This window comes from Sulfurihydrogenibium sp. (genome assembly GCF_028276765.1).
Lineage (GTDB): Bacteria > Aquificota > Aquificia > Aquificales > Hydrogenothermaceae > Sulfurihydrogenibium.
The window spans coordinates 1-17,631 of sequence record NZ_JAPYVU010000038.1; the positions used below are offsets into that span (position 1 = coordinate 1).

At 33.7% G+C, this 17,631-nt stretch carries 11 protein-coding genes, 4 tRNA genes and 3 pseudogenes; 8 read left to right on the plus strand and 10 right to left on the minus strand.

Annotated features, from left to right (window positions below; all coding sequences use genetic code 11):
* Window positions 1–645: 645 nt before the first annotated feature.
* Window positions 646–929, minus strand: a pseudogene (locus Q0929_RS06730) (transposase); the annotation flags it as partial.
* Window positions 930–1,236: 307 nt separating this feature from the next.
* Here Q0929_RS06730 and Q0929_RS06735 point away from each other — a divergent pair.
* From Q0929_RS06735 to Q0929_RS06760, 6 genes and pseudogenes are all read left to right on the plus strand, one after another.
* Window positions 1,237–3,585, plus strand: a complete 2,349-nt coding sequence (locus Q0929_RS06735; RefSeq protein WP_299239103.1) for an efflux RND transporter permease subunit — start codon at window positions 1,237–1,239, stop codon at window positions 3,583–3,585.
* Between the two features lie 428 nt (window positions 3,586–4,013).
* Window positions 4,014–4,679, plus strand: a complete 666-nt coding sequence (locus Q0929_RS06740; protein ID WP_299239105.1) for an MtnX-like HAD-IB family phosphatase — start codon at window positions 4,014–4,016, stop codon at window positions 4,677–4,679.
* Between the two features lie 82 nt (window positions 4,680–4,761).
* Window positions 4,762–6,423, plus strand: a complete 1,662-nt coding sequence (locus Q0929_RS06745) for an IS200/IS605 family accessory protein TnpB-related protein (protein WP_299239107.1) — start codon at window positions 4,762–4,764, stop codon at window positions 6,421–6,423.
* 58 nt (window positions 6,424–6,481) lie between these two features.
* Complete coding sequence (locus Q0929_RS06750) at window positions 6,482–7,843, plus strand: aminotransferase class III-fold pyridoxal phosphate-dependent enzyme (RefSeq protein WP_299239108.1); 1,362 nt, start codon at window positions 6,482–6,484, stop codon at window positions 7,841–7,843.
* Between the two features lies 1 nt (window position 7,844).
* Window positions 7,845–8,642 carry an alpha/beta fold hydrolase gene (locus tag Q0929_RS06755; protein WP_299239110.1) on the plus strand — a complete coding sequence of 266 codons (798 nt, stop codon included), beginning with the start codon at window positions 7,845–7,847 and terminating at the stop codon, window positions 8,640–8,642.
* Between the two features lie 220 nt (window positions 8,643–8,862).
* Window positions 8,863–8,988, plus strand: a pseudogene (locus tag Q0929_RS06760) (IS5/IS1182 family transposase); the annotation flags it as partial.
* A gap of 930 nt (window positions 8,989–9,918) precedes the next feature.
* Here the strand turns inward: Q0929_RS06760 and Q0929_RS06765 are convergent.
* From Q0929_RS06765 to Q0929_RS06795, 7 genes are all read right to left on the minus strand, one after another.
* Window positions 9,919–10,734: a phospholipid carrier-dependent glycosyltransferase gene (locus Q0929_RS06765; RefSeq protein WP_299239112.1), complete on the minus strand. Its 816-nt coding sequence runs from the start codon at window positions 10,732–10,734 to the stop codon at window positions 9,919–9,921.
* Between the two features lie 220 nt (window positions 10,735–10,954).
* The gene (locus tag Q0929_RS06770; protein ID WP_299239114.1) at window positions 10,955–13,066 is read right to left on the minus strand and encodes a polyribonucleotide nucleotidyltransferase; all 2,112 of its coding nucleotides are present in this window, start codon (window positions 13,064–13,066) and stop codon (window positions 10,955–10,957) included.
* 11 nt (window positions 13,067–13,077) lie between these two features.
* Window positions 13,078–13,365, minus strand: coding sequence for a 30S ribosomal protein S15 (rpsO, locus tag Q0929_RS06775; RefSeq protein WP_299239116.1), 288 nt, complete (start codon window positions 13,363–13,365; stop codon window positions 13,078–13,080).
* Between the two features lie 499 nt (window positions 13,366–13,864).
* Window positions 13,865–13,937 (minus strand) — tRNA-Val (locus Q0929_RS06780).
* Window positions 13,938–13,963: 26 nt separating this feature from the next.
* A tRNA-Glu gene (locus Q0929_RS06785) sits at window positions 13,964–14,038 on the minus strand.
* Between the two features lie 11 nt (window positions 14,039–14,049).
* Window positions 14,050–14,122, minus strand: a tRNA-Lys gene (locus Q0929_RS06790).
* A 386-nt stretch (window positions 14,123–14,508) separates the two neighbouring features.
* Window positions 14,509–14,595: transfer RNA gene (locus tag Q0929_RS06795), tRNA-Leu, on the minus strand.
* 313 nt (window positions 14,596–14,908) lie between these two features.
* Here Q0929_RS06795 and Q0929_RS06800 point away from each other — a divergent pair.
* Together Q0929_RS06800 and Q0929_RS06805 are read left to right on the plus strand one after the other, a co-directional pair.
* Entirely contained in the window at window positions 14,909–16,114 is a 1,206-nt protein-coding gene (locus Q0929_RS06800; RefSeq protein WP_299239118.1) for a hypothetical protein, read from the plus strand.
* Entirely contained in the window at window positions 16,101–16,364 is a 264-nt protein-coding gene (locus Q0929_RS06805; protein WP_343232050.1) for an EscU/YscU/HrcU family type III secretion system export apparatus switch protein, read from the plus strand. Before Q0929_RS06800 ends, Q0929_RS06805 begins: the two co-directional genes overlap by 14 nt.
* On the opposite strand, the gene Q0929_RS06810 is transcribed toward Q0929_RS06805, so the two are convergent.
* A complete protein-coding gene (locus Q0929_RS06810; protein ID WP_299239121.1) occupies window positions 16,348–17,163 on the minus strand; it encodes a 2,3,4,5-tetrahydropyridine-2,6-dicarboxylate N-succinyltransferase in 816 nt (271 codons plus the stop codon). The two genes, Q0929_RS06805 and Q0929_RS06810, sit on opposite strands and share 17 nt — an antisense overlap.
* Before the next feature lie 19 nt (window positions 17,164–17,182).
* Window positions 17,183–17,631: pseudogene (locus Q0929_RS06815) on the minus strand (IS200/IS605 family accessory protein TnpB-related protein); the annotation flags it as partial.

Here is a 17,631-nt window from a genome sequence, read left to right on the forward strand (position 1 = left end):
GAATTTCAATCTTATAAGTAGATGGAGAAAGGTTAAGACTTTTGTTGCTTATCTATATGCATATGCTATTGGTTATAGCTTTTTTAGAAAAAGTAAACTATGGAGGTAATTTCTCACCCGACGTATAGGATCTTATTTTTAAATTTTTATTAAAGCCAACAGAAATAATGTTTAGATTACAAGTTGTAAAATTTGCTTTAAAGTACTGTAGTAAAACTTGCAGTAGAAGCTTTTGGTGTATTAAAATCTACCATATATAAATAACATCCTGTATGAAAATGTTCCAAAAAGATTTTTAATGAAGATGTCATCTTATCTGTCATTCTACAGCCGGCGAAGAATCTTGACCTCAAAGATGTCATTCTGAGCGTAAGCGAAGAATCTCCTTTTTTCTCAATTTATAAAAGAAGAGATCCTTCAGCCTTCGGCTTCAGGATGGCGAAAAAGCAAACTTACGAGAATTTTAGAACACAATCCCACGAGAGAGATTAAATAAAAGTGAGAGAATGGTTCGGTGAATAAGTTTTTCAAACACTCTTACATCCTGTATCTCTAAAAATCATTATATATCAAAAAAAGATGTTGCAATATATGCTATGGTATAACACAGAAAGACCTCATCATAGTTTAAACAAAGGTAATTTCTCAATTTATTCCACCTAAACATTTATACAAACTATCATCAATATTATCCCTAAGGTTATACCTAAATTCAAGCTCTTTTAGATAGTAGATAAAATTATCCTTACTTACACCATGAAATTTTAGTAGTCTCTTTCAGCAGATACATCTTTTACTATCTCAACTTTAACTTTTCCATTTCTTTCAAGAATTCCAAACACAGGAATTTTATTCTTTGCTCCTCTTTCTCTACTGCCTTTCCTTTTTCCTCCAAAATAGCTTTCATCCATTTCTACTTCTCCTGATAAAAGCTGGTCATCTTTTGAGACAAATTTGTATATACACTGTCTAAGCTTTGTGTAAATTTTGTGCGTAGTATTGTAAGCTAAATCAAGCTCTTTATGTGCTTTATTAACTGGAACTTCAAGGATGAACAATTTTACAGCCAATATAAATTTAGAGAATGGAATTTTTAAATCTTCAAGAATACTGTCTTTTCTAACACTTCATTCTCTTAAAAATTCCTCTGCTTTTTCTTCTGATGATGCTATCTGTAGTAATTCTACTAAATTCATGTTTTACCTCCTATACTACTTACTTATTATTATAGCATAGGTGGATTATTTTGAGCAATTACCTAAACTTTTAGATGTAAAAATACCACTTTCCGGTGGTAGATACATAAATCTATCTGAGGTAGCGGTAATTATAAACTCTAAGTATCCGTCAAGGGCTATCTCAGGGTTTTCTCACGCCAAAAATGCGGTTGTCTTTAACATCCTAAGACAGCCGGACGCAGATACAACAACGGTTATACAAAACGTTGACAGTCAAATAGAGAGTATAAATAAATCCTTGGAAAAGGAAGGTATCAGGATATACAAATCATATGACTCTTCCGTATTCATAAAAGAATCAATAAAAAGCGTAAGAGATGCGATAGTTTTAGGAAGTATTATAGCTGTCTTGATTCTGTTTATCTTTTTAAGGAAGTTAAAGCTTTCCTTTGCTACTTTGCTAACCCTTCCGGTGGTATTTTTCATCACAATCATAGGCATTAAAATTTTGGGCTTAGACTTTAATCTATTCTCTTTGGGCGGTATGGCTGCTGCAATAGGAGGCTTGGTAGACCACCTTATTATCGTAATAGAAAACATAGACAGACACCTAAAAATGGGCAAGGATAAGCTAAATGCCATAATAGACGGTTCAAAAGAGATTCTTCCTATCATGACCGCCGCAACTTTAATATCTACTTTAGTTTTCTTACCCCTTCTTTTTGTACCCGGTGTTGTTGGAGTATTTTTAAAACAGCTTGGTTTGGTATTAGTTTTGACATATATCGTTTCGCAAATTGCAGCCATATTTTTAGTCCCTATAGTAGCCTACATGCTACTACCAAGCAGATTTAAAAGTCAAGAAGACTTTATATCAAGATTAGAAAAACGTTATGAAACCTTTTTAGAAAGACTGTTTAAGTATGACTTTGCATCCCTGCCGCTTGTTTTAATTATTGCTTTATCAGGATTTTTACTTTTCAGGACAATTCCTACCACGTTTTTACCTAAATGGGATGAAGGAAGCTTTGTAGTAGACTTTACACTACCAGCAGGAACTCCTTTGGAAGAGTCTTACAAAACTGCCATGGAAATGGGAAAGATTTTAAATTCGATTCCTGAGGTCAAAAACTGGACTTTAAGAATAGGCACATCCTTAGGACACGTTGTAAAACAGCCTAACATCGGCGACTTCTTGGTGGTATTGAATGAGAACAGAACAAGAAGCATTTTTGATATAGAAGACGAGGTCAGAAAAAAGATAGAGGCGAAGTTTGACAACCTTGAAGAGTTTGACCTTCCACAGGTTGTAGAGGATAGATTGGCAGACATACTCGGAGAGGAAGCACCAATATCTGTAATACTCTACGGCTATGACCCTGACAAGCTTGTAAAATACGGATTTAAACTCAGAGACCTGCTAAGAGAAAAGCCTATCCTTACAGAGGTAAATTTAAAAACCACCTTCACATCAGGAGAGATAAGAATTAGATTAAAACCGGAGACACAGAGTATTTACGGCTTGAATTTAAACGACCTTTACCAACAGCTTTACAACGCCTACTGGGGAAATGTAGTAGGAAACATAGTTTACGGCGAGAAAATTATAAATCTTAGGTTGATATCCATAGACAGACAACAGTTTTTAAATCCAGAAAATGTAAAGATTTACTCTCCTATGGTAGGAAGGTTTATACCATTATCCCAAGTTGCAGAAGTGTCTTATATGACTAACGTTCCGGAAATCACACACTACAACCTATCTCCTGTTGCGGTTATAACTGTAAGATTTAAAGGTAACGATATGTCTAAGGCTGTAAAAGTAGTAAGTCAAACCATCCAAGAAGCAAACCTACCATCAGATATAACCCCCGTCATATCAGGATTTTACGAACAACAGCAGAAGTCTTTTAAAAGTCTAATGTTTGTAATTTTAGCAGCCTTAACTCTTATAGGCATTTTCATCATGATTCTTTTTGTAGATATAAAAATTACTATTTCTGTTTTACTTGCAGTGATTTTAACATTAACAGGAGTTTTAACAGCTCTTTTTATAACAGGAAAACCCCTTGATATAACCGGACTTATTGGAATGCTAATAGTTTTAAGCATTGTTATAAACAATAATGTTCTAATCTTTGATTTTTACAAAAATGTAGCAGAAGAAAAATTAGAAAAAAGAATCCTTTATGCAACTGCAAGCAGGTTTAGACCAATTACCATGACGATGTTATCAAACGCTTTTGCAATGCTACCGATTGCTTTAGCCATAGGAAGTGGAACCCAGATACTCCAAGACCTTGCCATAAGCATGATAGGAGGCCTAATTTTTGCCATATTCTTAAACTTACTGATAATACCGATGCTCTTTCACTTTTTATCAAGAATTAGAATAAGTAAAACATAAAGGTATAAATTGTTTACAGTTTATTTAATAAAAACCTTGGATTTTTAGATAAAATATTTAATTTACTAAAACTAAATGAATACCTTGGGAGAAATTAGTGGTTTTTATAAAATTTAAAAATGAGATCCTTCGGCCTTACGGCCTCAGGATGACAGAGAAAGATTGAATGATAAGCATTAAAGAAAGGATAACCTTGGATGTCATTCTGAGCGTAAGCGAAGAATCTCATGTTTTTATTAAATTTCTCACCCGACGTATATTTAATTTACTAAAACTAAATGCTTTTGTGATAAATTGAGAATTTTTATAAAAATTTTGAATAAGTGATCCTTCGGCTTTGCCTCAGGATGGGAACTAACCAAAAACATAGTTCTGCAGCCGGCAAGGATCGCATAATTTTTTAAAATTTCTTACAAAGGAGTTTTTAATTGCTTACATTTTTTTGTGATTTTGACGGAACGATATCAAAACAAGATGTAATAGACACATTATTAGAAAATTATGCATCAAGGCAGTGGCTTGAAATAGAAAAGCTATGGAATGAAGGCAAAATAACAACAAGAGAATGTTTAGACGCCCAAATGGCTCTAATAACTATAACAGAAAAAGAATTAGACGATTTTTTATCAAAGATAGAAATTGACGAAAGTTTTTTGATGTTTGTAGATTTTGTAAAATCAAACTACAACTCAAAAGTTTATATACTCAGCGATGGATTTAAGCTTTTCATTGAAAAAATATTAAAGCCTTATGGCATTCTGTCAAAAATAGATGGCATCTATGCAAACGATGTAAGGCTTATAAATAATAAATTTCAAACTTTCTATAACCATTCAAAGCCTGATTGTCAGCTTGGAGTTTGTAAGTGTTCGTTGGTTAATAGCTTGAAAAACAATAAATCTATCTATATTGGCGATGGCAGGTCTGATTTTTGTGTAAGTCAAACAACAGATTTTGTTTTTGCAAAAGGAAAGCTTTTTGATTTTCTAAAAGAAAATAAGTTTAAACACTTTACAAAATTTTCTACCTTTAAAGACGTAATAAATAAAATACCTTACATAAAGGAGGTGCACAACAGTTGCTATTTTCTGTAAAAAAGTGTAAAAAAGCGTATATTGATAATATAAAAACAAAAAGTGTAAAATTGTAAATGATAAAAAAAGAGAGTAAAAACAAATGATAGCACTTCAATACCAACTTGAATTTCAAAATACGCAAGACAAAAAAACTATATTAGATTTGATGCGTAGATTCTCATCTGCTATGAGATATGCATATCAAAGATTGCTGGAAGGCGAAAAAAGAAAGGATTTAAAAAAGAAGTTATCAAAACTATTTAGCATAAACACAAGATACTCAGATGATGCTATATTCTTAGCACAGTCAACTATCTCATCATGCAAAGAAAGAGGTCAAAATCCAAAAAAGCTTATCTTTGGTTCAAGGAAATTATTTGAACAATTAAAGAAAAACCATTTGACAGGTAAAAGAATAAGAAAATTAAAGGAAAAATGGAAAGAAAGCAGGCAGGGAAATTTGTATTCAAGAGGAGATAAATCTAAACAAGGAAATCTAAATTTAAGATTTGAGTGGATAGATAATGAGCTTTATTTGAGAATAAACATAGGAGACAGACAGTATATCTATGCAAAGGTAATTAGAGATGTTAAAAGAAAAAAAGACAAATGGATAGATTTTATGTTTATGCTGGAAAATGCATACAAATACGAAGAATGGTTTCCATATTCAGTCAGACTAAAAGTAAAAAACGGCAATGTATATGCTTTTATATCTATTGAAGAAAAACTACCACCTATAAAAATCAAAAAAGACAACGGAATAATAGGCATAGACGTAAACGCATATCCATTTCATTTAGCATTAGCTTTTGCAAGTAAAGATGGAAATTTAGAAAAGTATAAAAGTATTAGTTTAAACGAATTATTAGAAGCAAACTCAGAAAAAAGACAGTACTTAGAATGGCAAATAGCACATAGGATAATAGAGATAGCAAAGGAAGAGAAAAAAGCAATATCTATTGAAAACTTAAACAAACTACCAAAAGGAAAAAGAGGAGATGGGTTTGCAAAATTAAGAAGAAGAATGCAAAAATGGAGTTATAAAAGATTATTAGAAAAAATAGAAGTTTTGGCAAAAAGAAATGGCATAGAAGTAAGGAAAGTCAATCCTGCATATACATCAGTAATTGGAAAATTAAAATATGCACCACAATACAACATAGACAAAGACATAGCAGGAGCTTACGTAATAGCAAGAAGAGGGTTAGGATTTAAAGAGAAATTGCCTAAGAATTATAAAGAGCTTTTAAATGATACCGACTTTCTATCATACACTATAGCAAGAATTGAAGATAATATCGCAGAATTAAAACAAAAGTTAAAAGAAGAGAAAAACGAATACAAAAGAAATAAACTAAAAAGTAAATTAACAAAATTCAGAAAAAACTTAAAAATACTACAAAAACACGTCTCACTTCTCACGTCTCACGTCTCACGTTTAGAAAGTGGAAAGAGTGAGTCAGCTACCCAACAAACTGCCAACCAACGGAAGGAACAGGTGAGGGGTCTGCCTACAAGCGGACATAAAAGCTGGCAAGTTCTTTCCATAGCCTTAGCCTTCTGCTGTCTTGAAAGATCGTATAGAGATCTTTCTCCTTTAAAGCGTGTAATCGTTTCAAAGGATTGGATAGCAGTGGCTAATAGGTTAGTTCCTGTGCTTGGTGCAGGGACTATGACACTTCCCAAATACCGCCTGTCAGGGTCGGAAGTGTCTGAAATGGCGGACTATAAATACCCTGACCCAAACTGTGCAAACTGATACACTTTTTTACACTTTTATACAGTTTTGTACAGTTTGGTTGACCAGGAGATGTTAGATGAAGAAAGAAGAAATCTTGGCAATAGAGCAGGAAGTATGTTCATGGGGTGATACGGTACATTATCTAAATCCTCCAAAAATTTTTAGAGCTTGTGAAGGGTCTTATCTTTACGATGAAGAAAACAAACCATACCTTGACCTTCAAATGTGGTACAGTGCCTGTAATTTTGGGTACAAAAACGAGCGTATAAACAATGCCATAAAAGACCAAATGGATAGAATGGGGCAGTTGGCGTCCCAGTTTTTATTTGAAGAAAAAGTCATTCTTTCTAAAAAATTGGTTGATGCCAATCAAAAAAGGTTTGGATTGAAAGGAAGAGTTCATTTTAACGTTGGCGGTTCTCAGGCTATAGAAGATAGCTTAAAGCTTGTAAGGAATTATAAAAAGAAAAATCTAAACTTTGCTTTTATGGGCGGATATCACGGAAGAACTCTTGGAGCTACTGCAATTACATCAAGCTATAGATACAGAGAAAGATTTGGACATTTTGGCGATAGAGCGTTATTTATTCCATTTCCATACTGTTTTAGATGTCCTTATGGCAAAAACTTAGACAGTTGCGATTATTACTGCGTAAAAGAATTTGAAAAATTATTTGAATCGGAGTACTACTCTATTTACAACCCAAGAACAAAAGATTGTGAATATGCAGCCTTTTACATAGAACCTATACAAGGTACTGGTGGATACGTAAAAGCTCCACCGGAATACTTTAAAAAACTAAAAAAGATACTCGACCAAGCAAACATTTTATTAGTAGATGACGAAATTCAAATGGGATTTTATAGAACTGGCAAACTTTGGAGTATAGAGCATTACGGAGTTAAGCCCGATATCATAGTTTTTGGAAAATCTCTTACAAATGGAATGAATCCTTTATCCGGACTATGGGCAAGAGAAGAGCTTATTAATCCAAGTATATGGCCGCCGGGCTCTACACATTCTACTTTTTCTTCAAATCCAATAGGTATAAGAGCTGCCTTAGAAGTTATGAACATCATAGAAGAAAAAGATTACGAAAGCATAGTAACACAAAAAGGACAAAAGTTTTTAGAGGGATTGAAAGAATTAAAGAAAAAGTATAAAAACATTGGAGATGTTGACGGTATCGGACTGGCTCTTAGAATAGAAATATGTGAAGCTGACGGATTTACTCCATCAAAAGTACTTACTGACAAAATATTAGAAGAAGGGCTAAAAGGAGACCTTGAATATAAAAATAAACGTTATGGCCTTGTGTTAGACGTTGGCGGTTATTATAAAAACGTATTTACACTTGCACCATCCTTAGAGATTACGGATGAAGAGATAGACATGGCTATATCTTTATTAGATCAACTATTTAGAAGGGTGTTTTAGTTTGGAGTTTTCTATCGTAAACAATAACGAAAAAGCAGTCCTACTACTTCACGGCCTTACAGGAACACCGTTAGAATTAAGATGGGTAGCAAGGGATTTTTCAAAAGAAAATTATGATGTATACTTTCCGATACTACCCGGTCACTGCTCTTCTTTAGAAGAGATTAAAAAAATAAAATGGCAAGATTTGTACAGCTTTACAAAAGATTATTATCTTTCATTAAAAGCCAAATATAAGCATGTTTTTGTTGGTGGATTGTGCGTTGGCGGTATGCTATCTTTAATTCTTGCTATGGATTTTCCGGATATTGACGCAGTAGCATCGTGGTCTCCAGCCATGAGCATTGATGGCTGGGCGATACCATGGTACAGATTTTTACTGCCTTTTGTGTTGCATTCTCCTTTAAAGCATTTGTATTACTGGAAAGAATCAGACCCTTATGGTATAAAAAACGAATCTATGAGAAGAAAAATAAAGCAGATGATGGAAAGAGAAGAAAATTTTGGAGCTTATGATAAAATACCTGCTACCACAATATTAGAACTAAACAGAATGTCAAAATATATCAAACAAAACATCAATCGCTTAACAGCACCTTTAATAATAATTCATTCCAAAGAAGACGACCTTTCTTCTATAAAAGGGGCAAAGTTTATATACGAAAAAGCACCAAGTAAAATAAAAAAATTCGTAGAGCTCACCAACAGCTATCACATAATAACAATGGATAACGAAAAGGATATTGTGTCAAAGGAGACTATATCATTTTTTAACAGCCTCTTAAAAGAGAAAAGTTAACGCCTTTATTTCAATAGGATTTGTGATACATAAAGGTGAAACCAGGGTTATTCTAAGATTTATTTCATGTAAAATTCCATAAAATAAAAAGCCCAAGAAAGATTTTTATCAAGACTCTTTAAAGACTGTTCCAAAATTATTTTTCCAGTTAAAATTAAATACACAAAATCAAAAAATGAAATGTTTGCATGAGAAAAACAGGAATGTCTTTTAAACAAAATTTCTATATCAAACACTAAAACAATATTCTTATAGAGAAGTTCTTCAAGAACTTAAATATCTTGGCTTTAAAACTCCTTCTCTAAATGACTATCATTATAGGATTAAACAGCTTAATGAAAACACTTTTCCTCAACATCTCGATCGAGAGTGTTCCAAAATTCCCGTAAGTTTACCTTTCCTTGTCATCCCGGAGGCCGTAAGGCCCGAAGGATCTTGTTTTTGATTTTTTGATTTGAAAAGAAAATTATGAGATTCTTCGCCGGCCGCAGAATGACAGTTTGAATTTTTGGAACACCTTCATCTTCAAGTTGTTAAGTATTTGAAAGAGCAGCAGGGTGATGATTAAAGTATCTTCGTACTTTTGCAGTCTTCCTCTTTTTTGCTTGTCTGTTTAGACTAACTATCTTGAGGAAAGTGGCTTACTAAAGTGTAAAGCTTTTTAGGGGTAACTTGCTTTTTCATACAAAATCTAAGATTATCTATCTTCCATCTCTACATATTTTTAGAACAGCCTCAGGGGTTTGTAGAGTGAGAGGGAAATTTCACTAAATTTATGTAGTAAGACCTGTTTACGTTAAAGTGGAAAAGGATTTCACCTTTTGTTTCTTCTGTACAGCTTATGGAATAAACCGCATTAGGGATGTTTCTTTTAAGGGGCTCACCTTTAGCAAGACCTATGTACAAACATACAGATAGTTCCTGGGGACATTCACACTGGATGGGTTTTCTTAGATCAATAACATGTATTATCTTGGTAGCAATAACCTTTCTGGAACTTTCCCTTTCGTTATAATACGGGAAGAAGAAAAATCCGGAGAGGACCCTAAAAATTAGAGCAAGTCCTATGGTTGTATAAAAGATCTTCTTGTAGTTGGCATTTTCCAACGCACGACTAATGTAATAGGAAAATACTATGGCAAGCAATGGATAAAGGGATAAAATGTATCTGCCAGCAGAGTTGGAGATAAGATAAGGTAGATAATTTACGAAAAATATGAGAAACAACTTTTTCAGTGGGTGAGGAAACTCCAATTTGTTGTGTTTTAAAAGAAGATTATATAGCAATAAGAAAGAGTAGGCTGTTAGGAAGTGTATCTTTGAATGTAAGTAAAGGAAAGGTGATCACATGAAGCAATCTTGAAAAGTTACCATCTGATACCCTACTAAAGCTTTCGTAAAAGAGCGTTTTTAGGTAAATAGCTGGATCATGGATGTTTAAGATCCAAAAAGTTGGCAGAAGAAGACTTACTAAGTGAGAAAGCATGGCTTTTTTGCTAAAAATCATGCCAAAATCCTTTCTATACAGACCTAAAGCTAACAGAGTAAATCCGTAAAAGGCATAAGAAGGTAAGCCTTTTGTAAGTGCACCCAAACCCGTCAAAAAGCCAGTGGCCAAAACCCAGAATATGCTACCTTTTTCGGACCACATATAGGCGCACACCATAAGGGAAAAGACAAAAAAGGTAAAGGTCATATCTATCTCCGCAAGATATCCATAAAAGAAAAGGACATTTCCAAAGGTTATAAAGACAAGCGCTGAAAGAAGTGATAGCTTTAAGTTTTTAAAGAGATACTGAGTAAAAATCACCAAAAGAAGAGAACATAGCACAAGAAAAGTAAGACTTACAGCCCTACCAGTGATCTCGCTCCATCCTAAAAACTGCGAGTATAGTATTATAAGCCAATTAAATAGAGGAGGCTTATTGTAATAGGGCTCTCCCAAAAGATAAGGTTGTGCATAATTAGAACTTTTAAACATTTCGTAAGCTATTACATTTCTCAAAGATTCTTCGTTTCTAAACTGGTAGGTATCTAAGTTGGGTAGAAAAGACAATAAAGCTCCTAAAATAAGAAAGATAATAAGTCTCATATACCTCGCCTCGCTTCAATTACAGCACTGTCAAGCTCTACCACATGCTGCTATAATGAATTTTAACTCAAACTTGTTAGCACAAAATCTAAGATTATCTATCTCCCATCTCTACGTATTTTTAGAACAGCCTCAGGGGGTGTAAGTGGTACCTTAAAATTTATATAACTTTCAATTGAAAAATAAAACATCCCATCTAGATTAAGAGATAAAATAGTGTTTATTCAAATAAGAATTTATTTTTAGCTTCTATATTTTCTGGAACATCTTTTAGAGAAACTCTTATTCTACCTTGCTCGTCAATTTCTGAAACTTTAACTTTTAAAACATCTCCTACTTTAATTACATCCTTTGCAGATTTTAATTTTTCTGGGGTGATTTGCGATACATGCAATAATGATAATCTACCAGGCATTAATTCTACAAATGCACCATAATCTTCAACCCTTGTAACTTTACCTAAATATACTTCTCCAACCTCTATATCCATTATAAGCTGATTTATCATATCGACAGCTTTTTCTGCAGCTGTTTTGCTTGTTGCATATATCTTTACGAGACCAGTTGGGTCTAAGTCAATCTTAACGCCTGTTTCCTCTATTATCTTCTTAATATTTTTACCTGCTGGACCTATAATTACGCTTATTTTTTCTGGAAGTACTCTAAGAGTTGTTACTGTTGGTGCATATGGAGATAACTCTTTTCGTGGCTCCGGTATAGCCTGATACATAAGGTCAAGTATATAGTTTCTTCCTACTCTTGCTTGCTCTAATGCTTTCTGTAAAATTTCTTTTGTTAAACCTTTTACTTTAATGTCCATTTGTATAGAAGTTACACCATCTCTTGTTCCGGCAACTTTAAAGTCCATATCGCCAAGATGATCTTCATCTCCAAGAATATCAGATAATACTACAAATTTATCTTCAATTTTTATTAAACCCATTGCTATTCCGGCAACATGTTTTTTCATTGGAACGCCGGCATCGAATAGTGCCAATGAACCACCGCAAACTGTTGCCATAGATGTAGAGCCGTTAGATTCTAAAATATCAGATACTACTCTTATAACATATGGAAATTCCTCTTCCGATGGAATTAAAGGTTCTAATGCCCTTTCTGCAAGATTTCCATGACCAATCTCTCTTCTTGATACCGGTCTTGGAGGTTTTGCTTCTCCTGTTGAGAATGGTGGAAAGTTATAATGTAGCATAAATCTTTTTAGAGTCTCACCGGCTTCTATACTCTCTTCTATCTGTCCTTCAGAAGGTGAACCAAGTGTCACAGTTACGAAAGCTTGGGTCTGCCCTCTTGTAAAGATTGCTGAACCATGATTTCTTGGAAAAACTCCAACTTTTATCCAAATAGGTCTAATTTCTTCTGGTTTTCTTCCATCAATTCTTCTATTTTCATAAAGTACAAGGTCTCTCATAACATTACTAACAACATCTTTATAGACAAAAGAAGCTTTTTTTACTTTTTCTTCGGGAATTTCTAATGTAGTTTTAATTTCTTCAAAAATAGCATTTATCTGTTTATTTCTTTCTTTTTTATCTGAAATATTAAATGCTTCTTTAATTCTTTCATAAGCTAATTCTTTAAATTTCTCTTTCAATAAGATTTCTTCTTCGTCTATTGGTATTTCAAGTTTATCTTTTCCGTATTTTGCTCTAAGCTTTTCTTGCAGTTCTACTAATTTCTTAATTTCCTGATGACCAAAAAGCATAGCTTCAAGAATAACTTCTTCCGGAACTTCCTTAGCCCCACCCTCTACCATAACAATGGCATCTTTGGAACCGGCCACAACAATTTCTAAATCTGATTTTGCTTTTTGTTGATAAGTCGGATTGACTATAAATTGACCATCTACTCTACAAACTCTAACGCCAGCAATCGGTCCTTCAAATGGAATGTCTGAGATATGTAAAGCAGCAGAAGCTCCAACTATACCCAAAACATCAGGGTCATACTGATCGTCTGCGGATAATGTATAAGCTGTGATGATTACATCATTGTAAAAACCTTTTGGGAATAAAGGTCTGATAGGTCTGTCTATATTTCTTGCAACTAAAATTTCTCTATCTGAAGGTTTTCCTTCCCTTTTAACAAATCCACCGGGAATTTTACCGTAAGCATAATATTTTTCTCTATATTCAACCGTCAACGGAAGAAAATCTACATCCGCTTGAGGCTCCTCAGACATAACTGCAGTAACTAAAACTGCCGTATCTCCTTGTCTTACGATTACGGCACCGTTTGCCTGCTTTGCAAAGTATCCTGTCTCTATACTATAAGGTGCTCCGTTGACTACAGTTTCTACTTTAATCTCTTCCATCAATACCCCTATTATTTGCTTTCGTTGGATACTTCTCTAATGTTTAATGCTTCAATAATCTTTCTGTATCTTTCTTCGCTTTTTCTTTTGAGATAGTTTAAAAGTTTTCTTCTTTTGTTAACCATTCCGATAAGACCTCTTCTTGAGTGAAGGTCCTTTTTGTTTGCTTTTATATGCTCTGTAAGGTTTCTGATTCTCTCAGTTAAGATGGCAATTTGGACCTCTGGAGAACCAGTGTCATTTTCATGTAATGCAAACTTTTTAATAATCTCTTGTTTTTTCTCGGGAGTAATTGACATTTATACCTCCTATGCCTAGTTTAAAGTTTTTTTAGATTTTATATTATAGCATAAATTTAGAAAAAGCAAGTCTTAGTTGGGTGTTCTAAAATTTTCGTATGCTTAACTTTTCGTGTTGTCCTGAGGACGAAGTCCGAAGTATCTTTTTTGATTTTTTGACTTGAAAAGAAAGCACGAGATTCTTTGCCGACTTCAGAATAACGGTGTGAATTTTTGGAACAGCCTCCATTTGTAGTTTACAAAAATCTCCTACTTTTATTGAATTTCTCACTCGACGTGTAATTTGTAAATTATTTTCGATAAAATGTTTTATGGCTTCAAAAACTATACTAAACTCTTTTAAAACATTCTTATTTCAAATTTCAGTCTGCCGCGAAAACTTCAGTGTTACCAAAAGTAAAGAGTATTTACTCGCAATCTTTAGACTGTTAAGAAATCTTCTCTTTTAAAAAGTAAGCGGATGAAAGATAAGTAGAATAAAAGTAAAAAAGAATAGAAGTGGTCGGTATAGGACTTGAACCTATGACCCCCTGCGTGTCGAGCAGGTGCTCTGCCAACTGAGCTAACCGACCACATGTTGTTATAGATTTCAAAGAAATGACCCCAACGGGATTCGAACCCGTGTCGCCGGCGTGAAAGGCCGGTGTCCTAGACCAGGCTAGACGATGGGGCCATATTTAGGAATGAGTCGCCTGGGAATCGAACCCAGGACCACCGGTTTAAAAGACCGGTGCTCTGCCGACTGAGCTAGCGACTCATAAAGTGAATATATATTATATACCATCTTAGATTTTTATTCAAGTTTTTGTATAGGTTATACCGGTTTGGGAAAATTCCGATTTTCTTGAATTCATAATATCACAAAAGTATTGTAAAGGTGATTTTTTGTTCAAACTATGATGAGGTCTTTCTGTGTTATACCATAGCATATATTGCAGCATCTTTTAAGGGTGTTCCAAAATTTTCGTAAGCTTAACTTTTTGTGTCATCCTGAGGACCTAAGGCTCTCTTTCTCTTTTTCGATCTTTTGAAAGTATGAGATTCTTCGCTTCGCTCAGAATGGCAATTTTGATTTTTGGAACAGTCTCAGCCTTAGTTATTAAAGATTACATTTGATATTTATTTACGTGTGGGAAAGTTGGATGGTGGGAAAGGAGGGAATCGAACCCTCACGGCCTTTCGGCCAAGGGATTTTAAGTCCCTCGCGTCTGCCAGTTCCGCCACTTTCCCTTTCAGATTGTGAAAATATAATATATCATATTTTTTAATCTTATGCAAGTTTTTTTAGAGTGTTCTAAAATTTTTTAAGTTGTAGAATGTATATGTAAATATAACTTTACCCTTGCTTGTCATCCTGAGGACTTTAGTCCGAAGGATCTCCTCTTCTAATAAAGGTGAAAAAGTGAGTAAGTGAATAAGTGAGAGGTAAGAAAGGAAAAAGATTTTTCGCTTACGCTCAGAATGACTATCAAAAAGGTTAATTGATTTTTAGACTTAGTCAAAATTTGGAACACCTTCAATGTTTTTTTATTTGGAGATTGAGATGATAAACTTCAAGCCTGTGCAAATACAAAATGAAGTTATAACAATATTAAAAAATCTTGGAAGCTCTATATCTTTGAAAGCTGGTGAAAATGTTAGTGCTGAAGTTGTTGATGTCCTGCCTTCCGGTGCAGCTGTCCTCAGAATAAAAAACGGTTATATAACAGTCAATACAGAAATTCCCTTAAGTAAAGACAATCAGTTGTTACTTAAAGTTCTTCCTCCAAAGGATGACAAACTTCAATTTCAATTAATTTTAGTTTCTGACAAAAAACCTGTTAACGAAGTCTTCTTAAAAGAAATTCCTATAGAGTTAGCATTAAAAAATTTAGATAATCTTCCAGAAAATATCAAATCTCAATTTATTCAAAATTTAATTAACAACATAATAAAGCTTGAAGAAAATAGGCTTAACTTACCGGTTAAAGATGTATATCAAATTGATGAAAAGATGATAAAAGAGGCAATACAAAACTCTGGCAGTTTTTTTGAAAATAAGCTGGCTACACTGGTTAATCAAATTGAAAATTTAAAACAGATGGACTTGCAAGCTTATAAAGAAATTTTTGACGGTAAAAGGAATATATTAGAGAATATAGACAAGATGATTTTAGAAAATGATCAGCTAAGAGAATCTTTGGAAAGTTTAAAGAAGGATTTACATTCTGGCGTTGAAGTAAAGGATGATATATTAAAGCAATTGAATTTGCAAACTTTCAAGGATGTGTTAACTATAAAAGAGCATGTTTTAGAAAAAGTAGAAAAACTTATTTCGGAAAGGCAACAATTGAAAGAAGTTTTAGAAAGTATAAAAAATAGTTTGGAGTCTATCTACTCAGATGCAAAAGTTAATATAAAAGATGAAAATGTAAACAGCTTGATAAAAAGTTATCAACAACTAAGTTTATTATCTGATAGCATTTTTGGAGTTTTTCCTTTTGTGTTAAATGGTATTAAAATCTCTAAGTATGAAATTAAAAAGAAATTCAATGAAAATGGAAATATAATTTATTTTAAAGGTGATATAGAATTTAACGATGATACTTTTGTATCCTATATAATTGCTAAGTTTTACGACGGTTATTATATTACGATTAAGAGCAATGATAAAAATCTTGTTGAAAATCTAAAAGAACTTAAAAAAATAGCTATAGAAAGGTTAAAGGGTAGTAATATAAACGTGGTGAGCTTTGATGTCTATGGATAAGAAAAAAGCGGTAGCTTTGAAATATGAAAGGTATAAAGATTCTGCTCCAAAGGTTGTAGCTAAAGGTAAAGGTGTAATAGCAGAAAAAATTATAGAGGTAGCAAAACAACACGGAGTTTATCTTAAAGAAGACCCGACGTTAGTTGAGGTTTTGTCGGGTCTTGAGCTTTATGAAGAAATTCCTGAAGAGCTTTATAAAGTAGTTGCTGAAATTTTTGTATTAATCTACCAAGCTAAACAGAAACGTTAAATTCTCTCAACACATCATTCAAAGAAGTTTTTTTATCTGTTGACTCTTTTCTTTTTCCGATGATTAAAGCACATTGTACTCCATACTCACCAGCCGGGAATTTCTTTGTAATTGTTCCTGGTACTACAACGCTTCTGGCAGGAACTCTTCCTCTATACTCTACAGGTTCATTACCAGAAACGTCTATAATTCTTGTAGAAGCTGTAATTACAACGTTAGCTCCTAAAACAGCCTCTTCTTCTATTATTACACCTTCTACGATAATACATCTGGAACCTATGAAGCAGTTATCTTCTATTATCACAGGTCTTGCTGAAGGTGGTTCTAAGACTCCACCTATACCTACCCCACCTGAAATGTGAACATTTCTTCCAACCTGTGCACAAGAACCAACCGTTGCCCATGTATCAACCATTGTTCCGCTTCCAACGTAAGCACCAATATTTACATAAGATGGCATAAGAATTGCTCCCGGCTCTATATAACTTCCGTATCTTGCTGTTGCCGGCGGAACAACTCTAACGCCTCTTATTTTATAGTTTTTCTTTAAAGGAATTTTATCGTAATATTCAAAAGGTCCAACTTCCATAACCTGCATCTCTTGAATAGGAAAGTATAATAAAATGGCTTGCTTTATCCATTCATTGACTATCCATTCGCCATTTATCTTCTCTGCTACTCTTATTTTTCCATTGTCTAATAAGTCAATGGTTTCTCTTACTGCTTCTTTGTATTTATTTTCTTTTAAAAGCTCTCTGTTTTCCCATGCTTCTAAAATAAGTTTTTTAAGCTCTTCCATTTAAACCTGGTCAACCAAACTATGCAAATCTTGCACAGCTTGGGTTGGGGTATTTGTATTCCGCCATTTCAGACACTTCCGACCCCAACAGGCGGTATTTTGGAAGTGTCCTATTAGCCGCTGCTATCCAATCCCTTAAAATTATAACACGTTTCAAGCAGAAGGCTAAGGCTATGGAAAGAACTTGCCAGCTTTTATGTCTACCTGCAGGCAGACCCCTCACCTGCTCCTTCCGTTGGTTGACAGTTTGTTGGGTAGCTGACTCACTCTTTCCACTTTCTAAGTATTTTTGTAATGTTTTTAGGTTTTTTCTTAATTTTGCTAATTTACTTTTTAGTTTATTTCTCTTGTATTCATTGTTTTCTTCTTTTAACTTTTGTTTTAATTCTGCGATATTATCTTCAATTTTTGCTATAGTGTATGATAGAAAGTCGGTATCGTTTAACAGCTCTTTGTAATTCTTTGGCA